20 protein-coding genes are annotated in these 20,273 nt (G+C 68.8%); 7 read left to right on the top strand and 13 right to left on the bottom strand.

Annotated elements, in window-relative coordinates:
• Position 1: 1 nt before the first annotated feature.
• Positions 2 to 1,051, top strand: coding sequence for an LLM class F420-dependent oxidoreductase (locus tag B7R21_RS14880; RefSeq protein WP_116284009.1), 1,050 nt, complete (start codon positions 2 to 4; stop codon positions 1,049 to 1,051).
• 213 nt (positions 1,052 to 1,264) lie between these two features.
• On the opposite strand, the gene B7R21_RS14885 is transcribed toward B7R21_RS14880, so the two are convergent.
• From B7R21_RS14885 to B7R21_RS14895, 3 genes are all read right to left on the bottom strand, one after another.
• Positions 1,265 to 2,212, bottom strand: a complete 948-nt coding sequence (locus tag B7R21_RS14885; protein WP_116284010.1) for a hypothetical protein — start codon at positions 2,210 to 2,212, stop codon at positions 1,265 to 1,267.
• Positions 2,213 to 2,287: 75 nt separating this feature from the next.
• Positions 2,288 to 2,692: a PIN domain-containing protein gene (locus tag B7R21_RS20990; protein ID WP_116284011.1), complete on the bottom strand. Its 405-nt coding sequence runs from the start codon at positions 2,690 to 2,692 to the stop codon at positions 2,288 to 2,290.
• Positions 2,689 to 2,913, bottom strand: a complete 225-nt coding sequence (locus tag B7R21_RS14895; RefSeq protein WP_116284012.1) for a type II toxin-antitoxin system VapB family antitoxin — start codon at positions 2,911 to 2,913, stop codon at positions 2,689 to 2,691. Before B7R21_RS14895 ends, B7R21_RS20990 begins: the two co-directional genes overlap by 4 nt.
• Positions 2,914 to 2,991: 78 nt before the next feature.
• Between B7R21_RS14895 and B7R21_RS14900 the strand changes: the two genes are divergently transcribed.
• Positions 2,992 to 3,714 carry a hypothetical protein gene (locus B7R21_RS14900; protein ID WP_147305905.1) on the top strand — a complete coding sequence of 241 codons (723 nt, stop codon included), beginning with the start codon at positions 2,992 to 2,994 and terminating at the stop codon, positions 3,712 to 3,714.
• 41 nt (positions 3,715 to 3,755) lie between these two features.
• Here B7R21_RS14900 and B7R21_RS14905 read toward each other — a convergent pair whose 3' ends face one another.
• Positions 3,756 to 5,849, bottom strand: coding sequence for a DUF262 domain-containing protein (locus B7R21_RS14905; RefSeq protein WP_116284014.1), 2,094 nt, complete (start codon positions 5,847 to 5,849; stop codon positions 3,756 to 3,758).
• A gap of 130 nt (positions 5,850 to 5,979) precedes the next feature.
• Between B7R21_RS14905 and B7R21_RS14910 the strand changes: the two genes are divergently transcribed.
• A complete protein-coding gene (locus B7R21_RS14910) occupies positions 5,980 to 6,753 on the top strand; it encodes a hypothetical protein (RefSeq protein ID WP_116284015.1) in 774 nt (257 codons plus the stop codon).
• Positions 6,754 to 6,849: 96 nt separating this feature from the next.
• Here B7R21_RS14910 and B7R21_RS14915 read toward each other — a convergent pair whose 3' ends face one another.
• The 5 genes from B7R21_RS14915 to mobA form a co-directional block, all read right to left on the bottom strand.
• Positions 6,850 to 7,611, bottom strand: coding sequence for a hypothetical protein (locus tag B7R21_RS14915; RefSeq protein ID WP_147305906.1), 762 nt, complete (start codon positions 7,609 to 7,611; stop codon positions 6,850 to 6,852).
• Between the two features lie 59 nt (positions 7,612 to 7,670).
• On the bottom strand, positions 7,671 to 7,958 hold the full coding sequence (locus B7R21_RS14920) for a hypothetical protein (protein WP_116284017.1): 288 nt from the start codon (positions 7,956 to 7,958) through the stop codon (positions 7,671 to 7,673).
• Positions 7,959 to 8,067: 109 nt separating this feature from the next.
• Positions 8,068 to 9,309, bottom strand: a complete 1,242-nt coding sequence (locus B7R21_RS14925; RefSeq protein WP_116284018.1) for a molybdopterin molybdotransferase MoeA — start codon at positions 9,307 to 9,309, stop codon at positions 8,068 to 8,070.
• Positions 9,306 to 9,689: a DUF6457 domain-containing protein gene (locus B7R21_RS20470; protein WP_116284019.1), complete on the bottom strand. Its 384-nt coding sequence runs from the start codon at positions 9,687 to 9,689 to the stop codon at positions 9,306 to 9,308. Before B7R21_RS20470 ends, B7R21_RS14925 begins: the two co-directional genes overlap by 4 nt.
• A 73-nt stretch (positions 9,690 to 9,762) precedes the next feature.
• On the bottom strand, positions 9,763 to 10,425 hold the full coding sequence (mobA, locus tag B7R21_RS20475; RefSeq protein ID WP_116284020.1) for a molybdenum cofactor guanylyltransferase: 663 nt from the start codon (positions 10,423 to 10,425) through the stop codon (positions 9,763 to 9,765).
• Positions 10,426 to 10,515: 90 nt separating this feature from the next.
• On the opposite strand from mobA, the gene fdhD reads away from it, so the two are divergent.
• Both fdhD and B7R21_RS14945 read left to right on the top strand, forming a co-directional pair.
• Complete coding sequence (gene fdhD / locus B7R21_RS14940; protein WP_116284021.1) at positions 10,516 to 11,445, top strand: formate dehydrogenase accessory sulfurtransferase FdhD; 930 nt, start codon at positions 10,516 to 10,518, stop codon at positions 11,443 to 11,445.
• Positions 11,442 to 13,748, top strand: a complete 2,307-nt coding sequence (locus B7R21_RS14945) for an FdhF/YdeP family oxidoreductase (RefSeq protein WP_116284022.1) — start codon at positions 11,442 to 11,444, stop codon at positions 13,746 to 13,748. Before fdhD ends, B7R21_RS14945 begins: the two co-directional genes overlap by 4 nt.
• A gap of 67 nt (positions 13,749 to 13,815) precedes the next feature.
• Here B7R21_RS14945 and B7R21_RS14950 read toward each other — a convergent pair whose 3' ends face one another.
• The 4 genes from B7R21_RS14950 to B7R21_RS14960 form a co-directional block, all read right to left on the bottom strand.
• Positions 13,816 to 14,442 (bottom strand): DUF1992 domain-containing protein, encoded by a 627-nt coding sequence (locus B7R21_RS14950; RefSeq protein WP_116284023.1) that lies wholly within the window; start codon positions 14,440 to 14,442, stop codon positions 13,816 to 13,818.
• Between the two features lie 10 nt (positions 14,443 to 14,452).
• Positions 14,453 to 14,605: a hypothetical protein gene (locus B7R21_RS20195; RefSeq protein ID WP_172592193.1), complete on the bottom strand. Its 153-nt coding sequence runs from the start codon at positions 14,603 to 14,605 to the stop codon at positions 14,453 to 14,455.
• A gap of 52 nt (positions 14,606 to 14,657) precedes the next feature.
• The gene (locus B7R21_RS14955; RefSeq protein WP_116284024.1) at positions 14,658 to 14,858 is read right to left on the bottom strand and encodes a hypothetical protein; all 201 of its coding nucleotides are present in this window, start codon (positions 14,856 to 14,858) and stop codon (positions 14,658 to 14,660) included.
• A 78-nt stretch (positions 14,859 to 14,936) separates the two neighbouring features.
• Complete coding sequence (locus B7R21_RS14960; protein WP_116284025.1) at positions 14,937 to 15,800, bottom strand: zinc-ribbon domain-containing protein; 864 nt, start codon at positions 15,798 to 15,800, stop codon at positions 14,937 to 14,939.
• A 194-nt stretch (positions 15,801 to 15,994) separates the two neighbouring features.
• Here B7R21_RS14960 and B7R21_RS19765 point away from each other — a divergent pair, with 194 nt between their 5' ends.
• Positions 15,995 to 18,004 carry an ExeM/NucH family extracellular endonuclease gene (locus tag B7R21_RS19765; RefSeq protein ID WP_172592194.1) on the top strand — a complete coding sequence of 670 codons (2,010 nt, stop codon included), beginning with the start codon at positions 15,995 to 15,997 and terminating at the stop codon, positions 18,002 to 18,004.
• Positions 18,001 to 20,271 carry a bifunctional metallophosphatase/5'-nucleotidase gene (locus B7R21_RS14975; protein WP_147305908.1) on the top strand — a complete coding sequence of 757 codons (2,271 nt, stop codon included), beginning with the start codon at positions 18,001 to 18,003 and terminating at the stop codon, positions 20,269 to 20,271. Before B7R21_RS19765 ends, B7R21_RS14975 begins: the two co-directional genes overlap by 4 nt.
• The last annotated feature ends 2 nt before the right edge of the window (positions 20,272 to 20,273 follow it).

Raw genomic sequence — 20,273 nt, forward strand, 5'->3', positions numbered from 1 at the left:
CATGCGGCTCGGCATCACCATCGACTACGCCGAAGACTTCGCGGGCGCCGCCACAGAGGTGCGCGACTTCGAGCGCGCGGGTGCCGACGTGATCGCCGTCTCCGAGGCCTATTCGTTCGACGCCGTCAGCCGCCTCGGCTACCTCGCCGCCGTCACGAGCACGGCGACGCTGATGTCGTCGATCCTGCCGATCTACTCGCGCACGCCGGCCCTTCTCGCCATGACGGCCGCCGGCCTCGACTCCGTCTCCGGAGGGCGCTTCGAGCTCGGGCTCGGCAGCTCCGGCCCGCAGGTCATCGAAGGCTTCCACGGGGTGCCCTTCGAGCGGCCGCTCGGGCACCTTCGGGAGACGGTCGAGATCTGCCGTTCCGTCTGGCGCCGTGAGCCCCTCGAGCACTCGGGGCGCAACTACACAGTGCCGCTCGCCGAGGGGCAGGGCTCGGGGCTCGGAAAACCCCTGAAGCTGATCAATCGGCCGGTTCGGGCATCCATTCCCGTCGCAATCGCAGCACTGGCCCCGCGCGCCGTGCAGCAGGCGGCGGAGATCGCCGACGGCTGGCTCCCGTTCCTCTACCACCCCGAACGTGCTGCCGATGCCTGGGGCGAGGCGCTGGCTGCGGGCGCGGCACTCCGCGACCCTGCCCTCGGCCCGCTCGACGTCATCGTGGGCCTGCCCCTCTACGTCGGCGACGACGGCGACCGGATGCTCGAGGCCTACCGCCAGCGCATGGCCCTCTACCTCGGCGGGATGGGCGCCCGCGGGGCCAACTTCTACAATGATCTGGCCGTGCGCTACGGCTACGCCGACGATGCCGCGCGAGTGCAGGAACTGTACCTCGCGGGCGAGAAGGCGGCGGCAGCGGATGCCGTGCCCGAGGATCTGGTGCTCGCATCGTCCCTCATCGGCACCGAGTCGCGGGTGCGCGAGCGTCTCGCCGCTCTCGCCGCCTCGGGCGTGACGACCGTGGTGGCGCAGCCGCTCGCGCCCTCCGCCGCCGGCCGGCTCGCCTCGTTCGAGGCCGCGCGCGCCGCGCTCCCGCCGGCGCGCTGACGCCCGCCCTCCCGACTGCGCGCTGACGCCCACCCTCTCTCTCGAGCGTAAAAGAGGATCAGCCCTATCGACGCGTGCGTCTGTGAGCCATCGCCGCTCCCATCCTCTTTTACGGAGGGGGCGAGACAGCGGGGGCGGGCGGCGGGGGCGGGGGCGACGGGGGCGGGGGCGACGGGGGGCGGCACGGGCGGGCGGAGGAGCGGCGGGGGCGGGTCAGCGGTCGAAAGTCGCGAAAGCCTGGCCGAAGAGGGCGGCGAGCCGGGCATCCACCACAGCACGGTCGTCGTCGAGGTAGGCGTTGACGGCGGCACGGGCATCCACCGCGGCCCGATCAATGGGACCCTGAGCCTCGATGCGCCGGCCGAGGGTCTCCGCCGCACGGACCTTCTGCACCTGCGACGGACTCGACAGGTCGGGCAGGTTCACCAGATCGTCGTGGGCGAGCTGCTCGAAGGCCCAGCAGAGATCCCAGAGCAGGTTGAACGACGGCTGCCGGAGGGCCTGCAGAACGACCGCGGTCTCGAGGTAGTACGACGACACGGGCACACGGTTGACGTGCTTCCAGACGAGCAGGAGCCGGATCAGCGACCGGAGGTGCGAGTCGTCGATCCGGTCGATCAGCTGCTCGCGGGCGCCGGGCCGGTTGAGCACCCACCGCCTGGCGGCGTCGGGGACGACGACCACTGCGCTGCCGGCGTCGCCCGGCGCCTCGACCGCGGGGATGAGTCGCAACCGGACCGGGGGCGCGGCGGAATCGTCTTCGAACTCGCCCTCCGCCGGAGCCTCCGCGGGCGCGGGCGCGTCTACCAGCACCGAGTCGGATGTCGCGGTGACGACCAGGTCGGGCAGTGCATCCTGAACAGCCGAGCGGATGCTCGCGAGCGCTCGCCCGAGGGACTTCGGCCGCGCGCCGCCCAGCACGACGAACGCATCGAACCTGCTTGCACCCCGAACCGCGGTGCCGTGCCGGAACGACCCCGCATCGACGAGCCGCAGCACCGTGGGCGAGGCGCCGCTGCCGCCGGGTCCGCCAGATCTCCCGCCGCGCCCCACCAGCGCACCGGCAACCCGATCGCGCACCGCCGCATTCTCTCGCACATCGTCTGCCGTGACTCCGGCCGCGGCGGCGAACCGCTCGAGAACCTCTTCGATCCCGTCCACACGTGCTCCAGACCTTGCCCGCCCCTGAGCCTACGAGACCAGGGCCGCGCCGTCACCCCCGGTGTTCGCTGCCTGTCATTCCGGAACGTACTCCTGGCGGAACCCGGGGCCCACAGCGTCGGCGATGTGACCGAAGTCACGATCCGAGTTCAGGACGATCGCGTCATTCCTCATGGCGTACGCAGCGATGAGGCAGTCGAAGGCGGCCGCGGCCCGCACGCGGCCGATCATCCAGAGCGCTTGCTGGATGACCAGTGCGTCACTCTCACTCGGATGATCGATGGCCGGGAAGAGGACTTCCATATGAGATCTCAGCAGCAGATAGTCAGCTCGATTTCGAGCAGAATGACAGTATTCGAGCACTTGCGGCGGGCATGTCATGACGAGATGCTGAGTGGATACATCCCGCAGCCGCCTCGTGATGCGGGTACTCCGAGCGGCCTTCTGCCAGATGCTGTTGTCTACGAGATAGGTGCTCACGCGACAGAAGCGTACGGCCCCTCCGGTTCGATCGTGGGAGCGTCGATCTGATCTGTGGAGAACTCGTACGCAATGATCTGCTCGATGACCTCTGGCTGGCGCTGCATGGCGATCAGGGTCTTCAATGCTCGGTCGACGGTGTCCCTGTTGCTCGCAGCACCGATGAGGGTCCGAGCCGTCGAGAGCAGATCCGGGTCGATATCGATGGACGTCACGGTCATGATCGCCTCCCTTTTGCTTATACAACGCAATATATACACGAACCCAAGTCGCCACAAGAGGCTAGGATTCCAGCCAGAATGCAGCCGATTCGGGCGAGGCGGCACCCGGTCGATAGGTTGGAGGGGTTCCCGACACGCCAACGAGAGGCCCCGATCACGTTCTCCGCCGCACGCCCCCGCACCCTCGCCGCCACCACCCTCGGGCTGGCGGCCCTCCTGCTGATCTCCGGATGCTCGGGGGGCCTGTCTGCTCGGGAGGAGTCCCTCGGCGGGCCGTCACCGGCTCCCGCCACCGGCATGCCCGATCCGTCGGCGCTCACCCCGGCCGGCAGCGTGGTTCCCTCTGACACGTGGGCTGTCGTGCAGATCGCGGATGACTCGGGTGAGGGTGCGAAATCCACCCTCGCGTTGAAGGCCGGCCTGCTGCGCGTGGGCGACGCCGACGATCTCAAGGATCTGAAGGTGATGAACGGCACCAGCAACACCGCCGTAGGCACTCCTTACTACATCAACTACGCCTGGGTAGTCCTCGAAGGTTCGGAGAACGCCAGCCCCGTGCAGTCGATCACGGCGGTCGACTCGGCCAGCGGGGAGACCGGCAACACCCTGCTCGTTCCGGCCGAGTACGAGAAGTGCTCCGACCCGGTGACCGGCCAGTTCGGCGGAACGAAGGTCGTGAATGTGGAGTGCTCGGTGGACGTGTTCCCGGGCGAGGTCATGCCAGATCGCCTGGTGTTCGACGGCGATCCCGCCGACTACAAGGGCACCAGCGCGGTGCAGCTCGCCATCCCGAAGGCCTGACCGCGTACGCGGAGCGACCCTCGTGTGCGCAACGCGGAGTGCTACATCAGGGCCCCGATATAGGAGTACTTGACGAAGACCTCGGCCGCGATACCGGCCTCGTCGAGCACACCCTGCAGGGCGGTGAGCATGTACTTCGAATCCCAGCCCATGTAGAGGTAGTGCGACTCGTCGAGGGCATCCCAGTGGCCGTTCCATGCCTGGGCCTCGTAGATCGGACCACCGCGATCGGCGCTGAAGGCGATGACGCTCGGCCGGGCATCCGCCCACAGCCGCTTGAAGATGCGGTTGAAGAGGTATTTGACGTCGTAGACCTCCCAGTGCTCGCCGCGGTATTCGACGTACTCGAACTCCCGTTCCCAGCCACGCGGCCAACCCCGCCGCCGCTCGGCGTCGAGGATGGGCGTGAGGCCGTCGTCGTCGATCCCGACGGTGGCCGGCCGCGCCCAGACGTCGAGGAACACCTCCGTGAGCCGGGCGGTGCGCCGGGCGATGGCCGCCGTGCCCCACTCGCTCACCTCGGCGAGTTCCGTCGTGGTCGCGATGCCGCTGGACTCGTAGAGCGCGCGCTTCGCCGGGAACGACCGGTCGACGGCCCGCTCGGCGAGGCTCTGTTCGAGGAGGGCGAGGTTGCCGAGCGTCTGAGCCAGAGCGCGGTGGCTGTTCTGCTCGTCGTCGGTGTAGTCGGCCCACTGTCTCACGCCGTCACCACTCCACGAGTCGGAGGGTGCGAGCGGGAAGATGTTCTCGACGTCGAGCCCGGCGAGCCCGTCGAGCCCGTTGAGCCCGGTCGGTCCTGCCCCCGCGACATCCGTCCCCCGTCCGGTGCGATCGGCGATGCGCCCCAGAACGTAGCCGGGGTGCGGAAGGTCGCTGAACTTCAATGCGACGCGAACGCGCGCGTCTGACGGGGTGATGCGCGCAATCGCCAGCCTGAGGGCGTCGGGGCCCAGCTCGCGTGCGCGGCAGAGCCTCGCGACGAGCCGATCCGTCGCCACTCCCACCACGGTTCGCCGCAGCACCAGCGACTGCAGGTGCTCGAGCCCGCCGATGAGCGTCTCGGCGGTGATGTCTCCCCGCGACCAGTCCCGGTACGCGCGGAGGGCGAGCGGATACATCCCCCTGCCGAACGTGTTCAGGAACGCGAGCTGGCGGGCGACCTCACCGTCGGGAGCCCGGGACGGCTCGAGAAGCACGCGGTAGTCGGCCGAGAGGTCCCGCCACTCTGCCGCCCGCGCGCGGAGAGTGGCGACATCGAGCCGCGGGAACTGCTGGCGGAAGGCGTCGTACACCCCGCGCCCACCGGTGACGGCGACCTCGCGACCGGTGATCATGACCAGGTAGTGGCGCCAGAAGCTCGCGATCGACTCGCCCGTGTTCTGTTCGATCGGCAGCCAGAACGAATCCTCGATCTCGTTCTGTTCGGCGTGCGAGAGCCCCATCAGCACATAGTTGTGGATGAGTTCGTGGTCACGGAGCGGCTCGCCCGTGGAGTTCAGACTCTCGAAGATCTGCTGGGCATTCGCGTCGGCACCCAGGGTGATCGCCACGTGTTCGAGTCTCCGGAGCCCCCGCCAGATGCGCGGAACCTCTTCGGCGAGAACCTGGCTGCGAAAGAAGGCGTAGTTGTCGTCGAATCGCGAATCGCGAAGCTGGTCGCCCGGCGCGCGACGGTCGAGCACGACGCTCTCGAACACGTCGGCCCAGGCACGGTGCGGTCGGAGCTTGGTGCGGTCGGGATCGGATGCCCGCACGAGCACGGCCTCGAGTTCACGGGCCAGCCCCGACCCCTCTGGGCCCTGCTGCAGCACAGTGTGGTGAAGCGCCGCCACGAGCAGCATGAGCGTCGTGATGCGCTGCTGCCCGTCGATCAGCACGAGCTCCTCCGGCGAAGCGGCCGCACCGGAGCCCGGGGCATCCTCGCCCGCGGCTGTCGAGAGGATCGATCCGATGAAGTGCCTGTGGCGATCATCCGAATCGGCCACCGCACGGATGTCGCCGAGCAACTGTTCGCAGCCGCCGATGTCCCACCGGTACTGGCGCTGGTAGACCGGAACGACGATCGACGTCTGGGGGGCGGAGAGCCACTCGACAGTGTTGACCGCCGTGGCTTCGACGTTGGTGGCGCTGGACATGGTTCCGATCGTACAGACACGTGCAGACACGTTGCGGCGGCCATGGCCCGCACAGGGGCCGGATGTTAGGCTGACCTAACCTGGACCTGTTAAAACGTGCTGGTCCAAGACGAAAGGGCAAGATCTCACCATGGGATACATCACATCTGCCGCTCTGGAAGAAACTGGCTACGTAGTGCTCGACCGCTACAACCAGCAACTCGACCCCACTGAGTGGCTCGACATCGAGTACAACGACTGGAAGTCGTCGGGCGACACCCGCTTCGCTCCCCTCGCCAGCGCCTTCGGGGCGATCGAGTGCAACGGCTTCTGGAACCACAAGCCGCCGCGCACCGACAAGGACGGCGTCTGGATCGACTCCCAGATCGAGAAGGCACCCAACCTCACGCGTCGCGCGCAGGAGCCGGGTGCGAACGTCGGTCGCTGCCGCGTGATCGAGCTGCAGCCGAACGAGTACGCCGACACCCTCTACAACCTCCACCAGGACGACAACAACCGCCTGAACCCCGATGGCACCGGCTGGGTCGTCCGCGGCTTCTTCAACCTCACGGATGACGCCACCAGCTTCTTCGTGTTGCGGGAGAACCGCACCGACCCGCAGGGTGAGACACGCATCGCGCTGCCCGCCGGTGCGCAGCTGATCGTCGACACCCAGCGTCTCTGGCACGCCGCCACCCACCCCGGCCCCGACCCGCGCTACTGCCTCATCACGTCGTGGGAGTCGGGCCCCGAGCTCGACGCCTACATCGAGAAGTACAACGGTGTGAACCATGTCGAGAGCGTCGAGGTTCCGCAGGACGTGCTCGACGCAGGCCAGGCCGAGCAGGCCCGCCGTCTCGCCGCCCGTGCCGCCGCCCTCGCCGCCCGCGGCCAGCGCGAGCAGGCCGTGATGAGCGAGGCCTAAGCCTCACTCCCGCTGCCGACTTTCCCGTTTGCGCTCCGGAATGCCCGGATCACCGCGCAAACGGGAAAGTCGACGGGTGTCACGCGCGCGAGCGAGCTACTTCACGAAGGCGATTCCGACGGCTGCCGCGGTGCGCTTGGCCGCGTGGTGCCGCTGGCCCCGGATCGTCACGATCCCCACGACGGCGACCCACGCCAGGAACGGGAACGTCGCGAGGGCGGTCACTGCCCCGCCGCCGGCGGAGAACGGATCGGTCGCGCTGGTGCCGTTGAACATCGCCGGCACCGTGACCAGGTTGGAGGCCGCGACCGCGAACGCGAACCAGCCTGTCCAGCGGGGTAGGACATCCGAGGCGAACGTCACGTAGCCGGCGGCAGCGACGACCAGCGCCGTCAGCACGCAACCGATCGATCCGAACATCACGATGTGGCCCTCGGTGAGGGCGCGGATGACCGTTCCGCTGGCCGGCTGCTTCACGGCGTCGAGCGCGGCTCCGGCATCCATCGCATCGCCCACCAGAGTGATCGCCACGAACACCAGGCCCGCGCCGTAGCCGAGGTCGGCCACCCACTGCATGTCGTGCCGGGTATGCGTGATCAGCTGGCGGAAGCTCGCGAGGAACACGATCAGCGCCGCCATCAGGAACGTGTCGAGGAGGATCACGAACAGAGTGGGATTCGCCGCTGCCGTCATGAACTCGGCGAGGGCACCCTCCTGGGAGAGCTCGGGGCGCGTGCCGACCGTGGTCACCTGCGTCACGAACTCGGCCGCCATCAGGGCCGCGACCGCTATCGCAGAGATGCCTGTCCACCGGCGCACATCGGGTCTCAGTGTCTCCGCACGAAGTATTCTGACCATTCCCCACACTCCCTCTTCCCGCTGATTCTCACACAGGTTCGGGTGCCGCTTCGGCGTCGTCACGTGCCCGGCGGGAAGCCCCACTGCTGGGCGAACTCGCCGGTGGGCAGTTCGAGCAGGTCCCGGCGCGCCGCGGCGAGCAGTCGTTCGGAATACTCCTCGTCCCCGGCTGGCACCAGATGCACGACTCTCGTGTCGTCGACGCTGAAGAAGATGAGGTCGGCGGCTCCGGATGCGCGCCCGACGAACGCGGAGACCACAGCCCTCGACCCCCACCCGGTGCGCTTCCAGCCCTCGAGCGAACGCCGGCGGAGCTCCACCCGCCAGATCTCCGCCGCCACCGTCATGGTTCCAGTCGAGCATCCTCGGCCGCCCGTCCGGCAGCCCTTGTCATTTACGCTCTGCTGTGGATGGCGGGGATGCGCGGCGACACTTCGGGGCTGCGCGCCAGGCGGATCAGGCGTTCCAGGGGGTCGGGAGGGCGTCGAGGGTCGCGCCCGCGGGGGCGCCCTCTGCAGGGCAGACCAGCAGACCGTCAGCGTCGGCGAGGCCGCGCATCATCGCCGAGCCCGTGAAGGCGTTCAGCACGGCCTGACCGTCGACGAGGCGGTACGGGCTCAGCAGAACGGCGCCGGCGCGACCTTCGAGAGCATCGCGGGTCACAACCGACCGGACCGGCGGCAGTGATTCGCCTGCAGATCCTGCGAGGAGCGGATGCCCGAGAACGACCAGCGCGACCATGGCTGCGAGGGGGTTGCCGGGCAGACCGAGCAGCAGGCATCCGTCCGGCAGGCGTGCCACCAGCGACGGCCCGCCCGGGCGCATGGCGACCCGGTCGACCAGGAGTTCGGCACCGAGTTCGCGGAGAGCGTCGTGCAGGTGGTCGACACCGGAGGCCCCGGTGCCGCCCGTGGTCACGATGAGATCGGGGGCTGGCGCACCGCTCTGGGAGTCCCGAAGGGCACCCAGCAGGTCGGCGAGCGAATCGCGTGATCGCAGCAGCGAGACGACCTCGCCGCCGAAGGATCCGATGAGCGAGGGGAGCGTCACGCCGAAGCTGTCACGAACGAAACCGGGCCGCGGGATGCCCGACAGCTGCACCTCGTCACCGGTGAGAACGAGCGCCACCCGCGGGCGGGCGCGCACCGGCAGCCCGTCATGCCCGCACGACGCCGCGACCGCGATGTGGGCCGGGTTCAGTCGGATCCCCCTGTGGAGCACGATGTCTCCCTGCCGCGCCTCCTCCCCGGCCGCGCGGATGTGATCGCGGCCGACCGCGCCGCTCTCCTCGGTGAGCAGGACGGCGTCGACCGTTCCGCGTTCACTCGGCACCACGCGGTCGGCACCGGCAGGAACCAGCCCGCCGGTGACGATGAGCTCGGCCGTGCCGGGCGCGAGCACGGTCGCTGTGAGCGGGGCGGACGACGGATCGGGTTCGGCGGCGGAATCCGTCAGCGCTCGGCGGCCGGCGGGCACGAGCATCCACGGGCCGTCGCCTGCGACCGCCCAGCCGTCCATCGCCGACGAGGCGTAGTGCGGAACGTCGGCGAGCGCGGCGATGTCGGTGGCGAGGATGCGAGCGGCGGCAGCGGCGAGCGGAACGACAGCGGCAGGAAGCCGGGCGGGCGCTCGGTGGGCGATGTTCCGGGCAGTCTGCCAATCGGGGCGGCTGTGCGGGGCGGGCGGCTTCGCGCTCACGACTCGGGCACGGGAGGCGCGGCTGGGGCTGCAGGCGCTGCGGGCTCTGCTGCTGGCTCAGCCGCACCGTCCGACGCATCCGCCTCGAACGCCTGGCGTTCGGCGAGCAGGATGCGGGTCGCGGCAAGGGCTTCCGCCACAGCCGCGGCGGGATCGGCGCCCCCTCCCGCCGCACGGCCGGCCGCGAATCCCACGACGAAGGTGGTCAGCGGCGCGGCGGGACGGAGCACCGCATGAGCGGCGTCACCGGCCAATGAGAGGATGGCCGCGACATCCACGGCCAGGGGTACATCGAGGCCGGCCAGGCGGAGGGCATCCCGGAGATCGGCGGTCCACTCCTCGAGCGTCTCGCGCTGGGCATCGTCATCGGTGCGGGTCATGGGTGCTCCAGGTGGGTCAGGTGTCAGGTCGTTCGTCGGGTCGCGCCGGATCCACCGCGCACCGGCTCGGTGTTCACGCTAGTCGGATTCCCGCCCGTTCGGCATCGGCCGCAGTGTCGATGTCGTCGGTGGAACCAGGTGGTACGTCGACAGGTTGCGTGCAGAGACCTGCGAACAGAGAACGGATCGAGAGGTTCTCGAGGTCGCCTGCGGCGCGATGAGAGCCGACCGCCGAGGCCAGAGCGGTGGAGGTGTACAGGGCGGCGAGGGGTTGCATCCGCCCGTCGGGACTGCGCGCCACGAAGGCATCTGCGGGGGCAGGGGCGGCAAAGGCTGAGGCGGCAGCTGCAGCGGAAGCAGCAGCAGCAGCAGCAGCCAGCAGCGCGACAACCGCCTCGGTCGCCCACGGCATGTCACAGGCGAGCACCAGCACGAAGTCGGCCGGCGCGGGCGGGGCCCCACCAGCCGTAACCTGTTCCAGCGCTTCGAGGCCGGCCGCGACCGCCGCTGCAGGGCCCGCGAAGGGCGGGTTCTCGCGCGCGAACAGCACTGCGCGAGCGCCGAGCGCCCCGGCAAGAGCATCGCGATCACCGACGATGACGCGCCGGCGGGCATCCAGAGCCGCATCCAGCGCCCGCCCGGCCAGGGTCTCGCCATCGAGCAGGAGGAGGGCCTTGGGCACGCCGCCCAGGCGGGAACTCCGCCCACCGGCCAGCACGATCGCGTCGAAGATCATGGCGTTCAGCCTACGAGGGTGAGCGGATGCACATCCCCAGCCTGTGCGCGCCGCATTGTGCCGAAGCAGGTTCGGTGATACCTCTGGAGGATGGGCAGAATCACCGTTCGACGCCGTGTGACCCGCGTGACCGTGGGCGAACCGGGCCGCTCCCGCGAAGACATTCTCGCTGCCGAGGAACCGCTCGAGATCAGAGTGGGCGGTCGTGCCCTCGCGATCACGATGCGCACTCCCGGCCATGACTTCGATCTGGCCGCAGGTTTTCTCGTGTCTGAGGGCGTCATCTGGCGGGGCGACCAGTTCGCGACGGCCAGGTACTGCGCGGGCGCCACCGAAGAGGGATTGAACACGTACAACGTGCTCGACGTGGTGCTTGCCGCGGGCGTTGCACCACCGGATCCGAGCCTCGAACGCAACTTCTTCACGACGAGCTCGTGCGGGCTCTGCGGAAAGGCGAGCATCGACGCCGTGCGCACCCTTTCGAGACACGAGGTGGCCGGCGACCCGCTCGTGGTCTCGTCGGAGCTGCTCGCCTCGTTCCCCGACGTACTGCGCTCCCACCAGGACGTCTTCGAGAAGACCGGCGGACTGCACGCTGCCGCGCTGTTCGACGGGCGAACGGGCGAGCTGCTGGTGCTCCGTGAGGATGTGGGGCGGCACAACGCCGTGGACAAGGTGGTCGGCTGGGCCGTCACCGCCGACCGGCTCCCGCTGTCGGGCACCGTGCTGATGGTCTCGGGGCGAGCCAGCTTCGAGCTGGTGCAGAAGGCATCGATGGCCGGGATCCCGGTGCTGGCCGCCGTATCGGCGCCATCCTCTCTCGCGGCTGAACTGGCGGTCGAGATGGGGATCACGCTGATCGGATTCCTGCGCGGGTCATCGATGAACGTCTACTCCTGCACAGAGCGTGTCGACGACGGGTTCTCCACAGATTCCGCCGGGCGTTCCCCTGCGCTGGCACCGACGGCACAGGATGAACGTGCCGAACCCCGACTGCAGCAGAAAGTGACCGCCCGATGAGCCGTAAGCCTCCCGTCGAAGACCCCAACTACGACGACATGACGGTGCACCCGCCCGAGAAGTGGGCGGTGGGTCTTCCCGCGATCTACTCGGCGAGCGAGCCTGCCCTCATCGAGATGGGGCCGGGGCGGGCGTTCACGCTGCTCACGAAGGTCAACCAGAAAGACGGCTTCGACTGCATGAGCTGTGCGTGGCCCGATCCCGACCACCGCAAGGTGGCCGAGTTCTGTGAGAACGGGGCGCGGGCCATCACGTGGGAGGCCACGCCCGTCACGGTTCCGACCTCGTTCTGGGCAGAGCACTCGGTGACCGACCTGCTCTCCAAGAGCGAGTACTGGCTCGGCATGCAGGGGCGCCTCGTCGAACCCGTCTACAAGCCCGCGGGCAGTGACCACTACGAGCCGGTGAGTTGGCAGAAGGCCTTCAGCCTGATAGCCGACAAGCTGAAGGGGCTGGCCTCCCCCGACGAGGCTGCCTTCTACACGTCGGGTCGGGCTGCGAACGAGACGGCCTTCGTCTACCAGCTCTTCGTGCGCGCCTTCGGCACGAACAACCTGCCGGACTGCTCGAACATGTGCCACGAGTCCACCGGAACGGCGCTCGGCGAGACGATCGGTGTCGGCAAGTCGACCATCGCCTACGACGACTTCGAGAACACCGACCTCATCATCATCATGGGCCAGAACCCCGGCACGAACCATCCGCGCATGCTCACGGCTCTCGAAGACGCGAAGAAGCAGGGCGCGAAGATCGTTGCCGTGAACCCGCTGCCCGAAGCCGGGCTGCTGAGGTACAAGAATCCGCAGACGGCGCGTGGCCTGATCGGGCGGGGGACGGCGATCGCCGACCAGTTCGTGCAGATCCGGCTGGGCGGCGACATGGCCCTGCTGCAGGCGCTGTCGAAGCGAGTCCTCGAGGCAGAGGACCGAAGCCCGGGCACCGTTCTCGACCACGGGTTCCTGCAGACATACACCCAGGGTCTGGATGCCCTGCGGGAGCATCTCGCAGACCTCGACGAAGACACCGTGCTCGAAGCGACCGGGCTGACGAGCGCCGAGATCGACGAGCTCGCCGACCGGTACATCGCTTCCGAGAGAACCATCATCACCTGGGCGATGGGGCTGACACAGCATCGCAAGTCGGTGGACACCCTCCGGGAGGTCGTGAACCTCCTGCTGCTGCGCGGCAACATCGGGCGCCAGGGGGCCGGAGCGTCGCCCATCCGCGGCCACAGCAATGTGCAGGGCGACCGCACGATGGGCATCTGGGAGCAGATGCCCGAGACCTTCCTCGACGCGCTCGACACGGAGTTCGGCATCCGGTCGCCGCGTGCGCACGGGGTCGACTCGCTGAAGGGCATCGAGGCGATGCAGCGCGGCGAGATCAAGTTCTGGTTCGGCCTCGGCGGAAACCTTGTCGCCGCTATCTCCGACACCGCCGCGGCAGAAGCGGCGATGCGTGGCACGGAGATGACTGTGCAGGTCTCGACGAAGCTCAACCGCTCGCACGCCGTCATCGGCCGCGAAGCGCTCATTCTGCCGACGCTCGGTCGCACCGAAGTCGACCTGCAGTCGGCCGGGCCGCAGTTCCTCTCGGTCGAAGACACCGTGTGCGCCGTTCACGCCACGCACGGCGCCGTTCCGCCGGTCGCCCCCACGCTCCTGTCCGAGGTGTCCATCGTCACACGATTGGCGCGCGCCGTTCTCGGCGACGACGGTCCCGTCGACTGGGAAGGGTTCGAGAACGACTACGACACCATCAGGGAGTCCATCTCGCGGGTGGTTCCGGGGTTCGAGAACTTCAACGCCGATGTGCGCCGAAAGGGCGGTTTCGTTCTGCCGAACGGCCCACGCGACTCGCGCACCTTCAACACCGCCACGGGCAAGGCAATGCTGACGGTGAATCACCTCGAGCCGCTGGAGCGGCCGGCCGGGCGACTGATCCTCCAGACCATGCGCTCGCATGACCAGTTCAACACGACTATCTACAGCCTGAACGACCGCTACCGCGGCATCAAGAAGGGCCGGAACGTCGTCTTTGTGAACCCCGACGACATCCGTGAACTCGGGCTGGCCGACGGCGACACGGTCGACATCTTCAGCGAGTGGAAGGATGAACCCGACCGGGAACTGCGCGGCTACCGTGTGGTGTCGTACCCCACGGCGAAGGGTTGCGCGGCGGCCTACTTCCCGGAGGCGAACGTGCTCATCCCTCTGGCGAGCGCCGCCCTCGAGAGCAACACTCCGGTCTCGAAGGCGATCGTGGTGCGGCTCGAGAAGGTGAGCGCGCCGGCCACGGTCTGACGGGGCGCTACGCCCCGCCCACGGCCTGACGGGGTGCCCCGCCCCGCCCACGGCCTGACGGGGGGCGCTACGCGCCGGGGCGGCGTGCCCGGCGACGCTCTCGCCACGGCAGTGCCCGGTAGGCGGCCTCATCGGCCGCGCGCTGCTGCTCAGAGGCGACGAACCGTGCGTCGCGCCGCTCGCGCCAGCGCTCGATCTCGGCTTCGACGTCCCGCGTGGCCGTGACGACCGGTGGGCCGCCCTTCAGCTGCCGGCGCGCCTCGACGACCCGGGTATTGAAGTCGTCGAGCAACTCGCGAACCCGCTTCTCGGAGGGTGCGGCATCCATCTTCTCGTCGAGACCCGCACTCTCACTCCGGAGCGTGAGTGCGGGAGGCCCGAGACCCGTGATGTTCTCGCGTTCGATCTTCTGCTTGATCCACCAGTCGGGGTCATAGGCGTCATGGAGGTTCTTGAGCGGCTTGCCGGAGCCCGGCAGATTGTCGAACTCGCCCCGGCGCATCGCCTGCTGGATCGAGATCTCGACGTACTGCGCGCGAGCTTCCATCGATCGCTGCCCGGAGAGGGCGGTGTCGTCGTCCTCCGCCGCCCCCGCCTCGCCGGCTTCGCGTCTGCCGTCTCCCGGCAGTGAGCCGTCCGTCTGGTAGCGGGACACGTTCAGGCGCGAATCGCTTCGCTTCCTGCTTCCGGCCATGTCTGCCAGCCTAGGTTTCGCCTCCGGCCCGGTCGACCCCCGACGCAGGAGTTTCGCGCTCGGCGAAAGCCGCGCATCCGGGGGCCCGACCGGCCACGGCGTGCACGGCATCGACCGCGAACGCCAGGCCCGGCACACCGTTCGGCGAGGGGGCACGGGTCATCGGTGCCATCACGAAGCGGTTGCAACCGGGATGGCCCCCGTGCACCCGCCGTTCAGAGCGTTCGCGGGTTGCCGTACTCGAAGAAGCCACCGCGCGTGACGGACTGCGTGAGCAGCTCCCAGGCCTCGCCCTGGAACCGGAGGATCCGCTCGGGCTCACCGTCGGCACCGATCGGCAGAGCGACCTGCACCCCGTGGTCGGCGGTGTTGGTTCCGCGCAGGAGCAGCGCGTACGGAGGGGGAGAGTCGGTCATCCGTCCGACTGTACGCCCCTCGCCGACTCGCCATCACCCGACCCGGCGGCCAGCAGCGGCAACAGGCGGCGACGCGGCTCAGCGCAGGTACGCGTTCACGATGAGGTCGCCACGGATCTCCCGCAGACGCTCGAGGATGCGCTCGATCAGCGAGGCCGTCACCCCGCCGGCCACGAGGTCGAACCCGCCGAGCGGCTGAAGCCTGCCGCAGCGCACCCGGATGACCTCCCAGCCGGCTTCACGAAGCAAACGGTCCTTTCGGCGGTCCGTTGCCTCGCGAGTGCCGACATGTTCGAGCCCGAACTTTCCGATCGTGTCGTACTCGATCGCGACCTTCAGCTCTGCCAGAACGATGTCGGGCCACACCTCCCGGTGCGCGAAGAACGGCCTCCGCACCTCGACCGCATTCGCGGCGCGGAGGTCGATGTCGAGCCGTTCGGCGAGCCGGCTGCGCAGGTCGCCCTCGGCGGCGGATGCCGGCCGGGGGGCCCGCCCGCTGTGGAACGCCTCACCCGCGGCACACTTCGCCAGCGTGGTGCGGGGAGCTGAAGCGACGACAGCTGGTCGCGAAACGGCCCTCCGGGCATCCGGAACCGCCTGCTGGTCGGGCGGGAGGTGACGGTTGACGATCCGCTTCGGCGCCGCGAGCGCGAGGCACTCGGGGCACCACGACGATCTGCGGCGAACTCCGCCCGGTCTGTGGCGCTGCTCGTCGGGGGTCGCCACGAACACATGCCCGGCGTCGCACTGCCAGGTGAGGTACACCTCGGCAGCGGGCGGGATCTGAGTGAGAGTGATGTTGCGGTTCAGGTCGGGGTGGTACTGGCGCACGAGCACGGGGTAGCGCTCCCATTCGGTGCGGTACGCCCCGATCTCGTAGGGCACGTCGCGCTCCTTCGAGCGCTGCCGCCTCGCCCACCACGCTTCGATGTTCTCTGCCACGGCCAGATCGTAAACCGAACCTCCGACAGCCGACCAGATCAGGGAGAAGTTCTGCGAGGCTCTTGTCGCTGAGCCTCTTTAATGAGGTAATTTCAGGTAATGATTTCCTGTGGGAGTCAATCGGTCGGGGGCCTTCGACGTTGCGTCGGAGGGCCGAGTCCATCCAGCCGATGATTCTCCCGAAAGGGGTCGCAGTGCCTCACGATCCATACCAGAAGCGGCCGTCAGGCCTCCACCTCGTGCTGTGCAGCAAGGTTGCCGTCACGACGGTGGCGCTCGTGGCCCTCACCGCCGTGGCTCTCGTGGCCCCGGCGCCGCCGGCAGAGGCAGCCTCCGTCTCGATCGCAACAATCCAGGGAACGTCCGCCTCCAGCCCGCTCGTCGGCAGCTCCGTCACCACGACCGGTTTCGTGACCGCCGCCTATGCCACCGGTGGGCTGAACGGGTACTTCCTGCAGTCGGCCGGCACGGGAGGCGCCATCGACCCGCGCACGCATCGCGCTTCCGACGGGCTCTTCGTCTATCTGGCCGGCACCCCCCTCTCCGCACGGATCGGCGACTACCTCCAGGTGTCGGGCCTCGTCTCGGAGTTCGGCGGGCTCACCCAGCTGTCACCGCCCACTGCCGGCTCGATCGTTCCGCTCGACCCGACCGGCGTGGCTGCACCCCTGCCCGCAGCGACGAAGTACCCGGGCACGGACAGCGATCGGGAATCCCTCGAAGGGATGCTCATCCAGCCTGCCGGCGACTTCACGGTCACCGGCCTCCAGTCCGCCGCCCAGTACGGGCAGATCGAGCTCGCCGCTGGCACCGTTCCCCTGGCGGCGCCGACGAGTGTCGGTGCCGTCGGCAGCGCGGAGTACGCGGCCACCGCCTCGAACAACAGGGCCCGGGCCGTCTGGCTCGACGACGGGGCGACAACCTCGTTCACTTCTGCGTCCGGCTCAGCGAAACCTCTCCCCTATCTCTCCGGCCCCGCTCGTGTCGGCGCACCCGTCACCTTCACCCGCCCGGTCGTGCTCGACTACCGCAACAGCGCCTGGCGGTTCCAGCCCACGACCGAGGTGACCGGCACGAACGAGGCCACCACCTCTCCCGCCCGGTTCGGCGCCACTCGCACAGCGGCGCCGACAGACGTCGGAGGCAGCATCCGCCTGGGCACGTTCAACGTGCTGAACTTCTTTCCGACCACAGGTGACGAACGCTCCGGATGCACGTACTTCTCCGACCGCGCGGGCAGTCCCGTCACCGTGAACAACAGCGACGCCCCGGGCTGCGGAGTGAGGGGCGCAGCGACCCGCGCCCACTTCCTGCAGCAGCAGTCGAAGATCGTGAGTGCGATCCTGGCGTTGGGCGCAGACATCGTGTCGCTGGAGGAGATCGAGAACTCGGCGAAGCTCGGGATGCCCCGCGACCACGCGCTCGGCGTGCTCGTCGACGCGCTGAATGCGGCCGACCGCCCTGCCGACTGGCGCTTCGTGCCCTCCCCCGCCGCGGTTCCCGCCCTCGCAGACGAAGACGTGATCCGAACGGGATTCATCTATCGGTCCTCGGTGGCGGAACCGGTGGGACCGACGTCGATCCTGGTCGGATCGGCCCCCTTCGACAACGCGAGGGAACCCGACGCTCAGGCATTCCGGCCGGTGTACGCGACCGGCGCGGAGACGTTCCTGGTGGTCTCGAACCATTTCAAGTCGAAGTCGGGTCCAGACGCCACGGGCGACAACGTCGACACCGGCCAGGGCGCCTTCAACGGCGACCGCACCAGGCAGGCCCTGGCGCTGCTCGACTTCGCGAAGACGGTGAGCAGAGCGAGCGGCACCGACCGCGTCTTCCTCGTCGGCGACTTCAATGCGCTGTCGCACGAGGATCCGGTGCTCGCGATCGTGGCGGCCGGGTTCGCCGATCTGGGCGCCGGCACCGGCAAGGCCTCCTACAGCTTCTCCGGGGAGTCGGGATCGATCGACCACATCTTCGCCTCCGTCGAGGCGAAGGCCCTGGTCACCGGAACGGACATCTGGAACATCAACTCGGTCGAAGCGCCGGTGCGCCAGTACTCGGCCGCCAACGCGAACGTGTCGACCTTCGTGAATCCGAAAGACCCGTTCCGGTCATCCGATCACGACCCGCTCGTCGTCGGTCTCGCTCTGCCGCAGCACACGCCACCCACCATTCCGAATCCCCCGACTGGAGAATCACGATGAAACGCGCGCTCGCCCTCACTCTCACTGCAACGCTCGGCCTCACGGGCGCGGCCGGGTTGGGTGCCGTCGCGGCTCCCAACGCCTCCGCCGCATCGAGCGTCACCATCGACCTTCTGAGCATCAACGACTTCCACGGCAGGCTCTCCGCCGACGGCGTCATCGCCGGGGCCGCGGTTCTGGCGGGAGCCGTGAACCACTACACGGCTCTGAACCCCGACACCCGGCTGATCTCGGCCGGAGACAACATCGGCGCCTCGACGTTCACCTCGTTCATCCAGCAGGACAAACCGACGCTCGACGCTCTGAACTCGATGGGACTCGCTGCGTCTGCACTCGGCAACCACGAATTCGACCGGGGTCGGGCCGACGTCGATGGGCGCGTGCGCACCGCCGCTGCCTTCCCCTACCTCGCAGCCAACCTCTACGACACGGCCACCGGCCGACCGGCCTACGACCAGTTCTCCATCTCCGTGATCGACGGCGTCAGAGTGGGCTTCATCGGCGCGGTGACTGAGCAGCTGCCGACTCTGGTCAGCGCAGGATCCCTGCCCGGGCTCGAGGTGAGGAGCATCGTTCCGGAGGTGAACGCTGTGGCCGACCGACTCTCGGATGGCGACGCTGCCAACGGCGAGGCCGACGTGGTCGTTCTGCTCGTGCACGAGGGGGCGGCCACCTCCGGCGTGGGATCGTCGACGGACACGTCGACCTTCGGCCGCATCGTGTCAGGCGCCGACGCGAACGTCGATGCCATCGTGTCGGGGCACACTCACCAGAGTTACGCCCACACGATTCCGGTACCGGGGTGGCCGGCCGGGCTCGATCGTCCCGTGATCCAGGCCGGGGAATACGGAGAGACGATCGGCCACCTGTCCGTGGTGGTCGACAGTGCGACCCACCGGCCGCAGGCGATGACTGCAGAGCTGGTGCCCCTCACCAATCCCGACAGGACACCACGATTCACTCCCGATCCGGCAGTCGCGGGGATCGTCTCGGCGGCCGAGGCCTACGCCTCGGTGCCCGGCTCCGTCACGGTCGGCACCATCACCGCCGACCTGAACAAGGCGAGGCAGTCCGACGGAAGCGACAACCGGGGCGGCGAATCCACGCTCGGCAATTTCGTGGCCGATGCGCAGCTCGAAGCGACGGCAGACGTCGGCACCCAGATCGCGCTGATGAACCCTGGCGGACTGCGGGTCAACCTCACCTACGCTTCGAGCTCCGCCAAGGATCCGGACGGCAATGTGACCTACAGCGAGGCGAACGCCGTGCAGCCCTTCGCGAGCACCCTCATCGCCCTCGACCTGACAGGCGCCCAGCTGAAGGCCGTGCTGGAACAGCAGTGGCAGCCCGCCGGGAGCGGAAGACCGTTCCTCAAGCTCGGAGTGTCGCGCGGCTTCCAGTACCTCTACGATCCGACCTCCCCGAGGGGATCCCGTGTGCTCCGGATGACGCTCGACGGTGCCGCTCTCAGTGCGACGACGACCTACCGGGTTGTGGCCAACAAGTACCTCGCCGACGGGGGTGACAACTTCACTGCGTTCACGGGCGGCACGAATCGTTCCGACACCGGCAGGATCGACCTGGATTCGATGATCGGTTCCTTCACGAAACACCCGGCGGTGAGCCCCGATCTCGCTCAGCGCGCTGTCGGCGTGCACCTGGGCGCCAGTGCCAGGGGCGGTCTCGCCCCGGGCGACACCGTCACGATGGCCCTGTCCTCCTTGCTCTTCAGCGGTGGTGAGGCTCCCGCCGGCAGCGTCGAAGTGCTCTACCGCGGGGCGGTCATCGCCCGGTCAGCCATCGACCGTGCCGTGGTGGACACGACCGACGAGGTGGGTCGCGCCACCGTCACCGCAACTCTTCCGGGCGATGGCGAGGCAGGCAGCGCCGCGCTGACCGTGCGGGTGCCTGCGACCGGAACGTCGATCGATGTGCCCATCACAGTGCGGGCAGTACCCCCGCTGGCCGCTTCCGCGCTGACGGACGGTAACGCTCAGAACTTCGGCGTGGTGAGCATCTCGCCTGTTTCGGCAGCGGCGGGAACCACGGTGCAGGTTCAGATCACGGGGCACGAGGGTCGTACCGTGAGGGTCGTCGGCTACGCACCGCAGACCCCTCTGACGACCGGAATCGTCGCAGGTGGCCGCGTGGGGGTGCGGATCCCTGCGGGCTACAGCCCCGGCGTGCATCCCCTCGCCGTCTACGCGGGCGACGGTTCGCTGATCGGGTGGGCATCGGTCACCGTCGCGGCGCGCGGACGCCTGTGACG

Origin of the sequence: Subtercola boreus, assembly GCF_003399625.1 — a bacterium.
Classification (GTDB): Bacteria; Actinomycetota; Actinomycetes; order Actinomycetales; family Microbacteriaceae; genus Subtercola; species Subtercola boreus_C.

What these genes read in the sequence shown, in the direction of transcription:
- B7R21_RS14880 (WP_116284009.1), top strand. Translation starts at nt 2, where the DNA reads ATGCGGCTCGGCATCACCATCGACTACGCCGAAGACTTCGCGGGCGCC.
- B7R21_RS14895 (WP_116284012.1), bottom strand. Translation starts at nt 2,913, where the DNA reads ATGACCGTGACGTCCATCGATATCGACCCGGATCTGCTCTCGACGGCT.
- B7R21_RS14900 (WP_147305905.1), top strand. Translation starts at nt 2,992, where the DNA reads ATGCAGCCGATTCGGGCGAGGCGGCACCCGGTCGATAGGTTGGAGGGG.
- B7R21_RS14905 (WP_116284014.1), bottom strand. Translation starts at nt 5,849, where the DNA reads ATGTCCAGCGCCACCAACGTCGAAGCCACGGCGGTCAACACTGTCGAG.
- B7R21_RS14910 (WP_116284015.1), top strand. Translation starts at nt 5,980, where the DNA reads ATGGGATACATCACATCTGCCGCTCTGGAAGAAACTGGCTACGTAGTG.
- B7R21_RS14915 (WP_147305906.1), bottom strand. Translation starts at nt 7,611, where the DNA reads ATGGTCAGAATACTTCGTGCGGAGACACTGAGACCCGATGTGCGCCGG.
- B7R21_RS14920 (WP_116284017.1), bottom strand. Translation starts at nt 7,958, where the DNA reads ATGACGGTGGCGGCGGAGATCTGGCGGGTGGAGCTCCGCCGGCGTTCG.
- B7R21_RS20470 (WP_116284019.1), bottom strand. Translation starts at nt 9,689, where the DNA reads ATGACCCGCACCGATGACGATGCCCAGCGCGAGACGCTCGAGGAGTGG.
- mobA (WP_116284020.1), bottom strand. Translation starts at nt 10,425, where the DNA reads ATGATCTTCGACGCGATCGTGCTGGCCGGTGGGCGGAGTTCCCGCCTG.
- fdhD (WP_116284021.1), top strand. Translation starts at nt 10,516, where the DNA reads ATGGGCAGAATCACCGTTCGACGCCGTGTGACCCGCGTGACCGTGGGC.
- B7R21_RS14945 (WP_116284022.1), top strand. Translation starts at nt 11,442, where the DNA reads ATGAGCCGTAAGCCTCCCGTCGAAGACCCCAACTACGACGACATGACG.
- B7R21_RS14950 (WP_116284023.1), bottom strand. Translation starts at nt 14,442, where the DNA reads ATGGCCGGAAGCAGGAAGCGAAGCGATTCGCGCCTGAACGTGTCCCGC.
- B7R21_RS20195 (WP_172592193.1), bottom strand. Translation starts at nt 14,605, where the DNA reads ATGACCCGTGCCCCCTCGCCGAACGGTGTGCCGGGCCTGGCGTTCGCG.
- B7R21_RS14955 (WP_116284024.1), bottom strand. Translation starts at nt 14,858, where the DNA reads ATGACCGACTCTCCCCCTCCGTACGCGCTGCTCCTGCGCGGAACCAAC.
- B7R21_RS14975 (WP_147305908.1), top strand. Translation starts at nt 18,001, where the DNA reads ATGAAACGCGCGCTCGCCCTCACTCTCACTGCAACGCTCGGCCTCACG.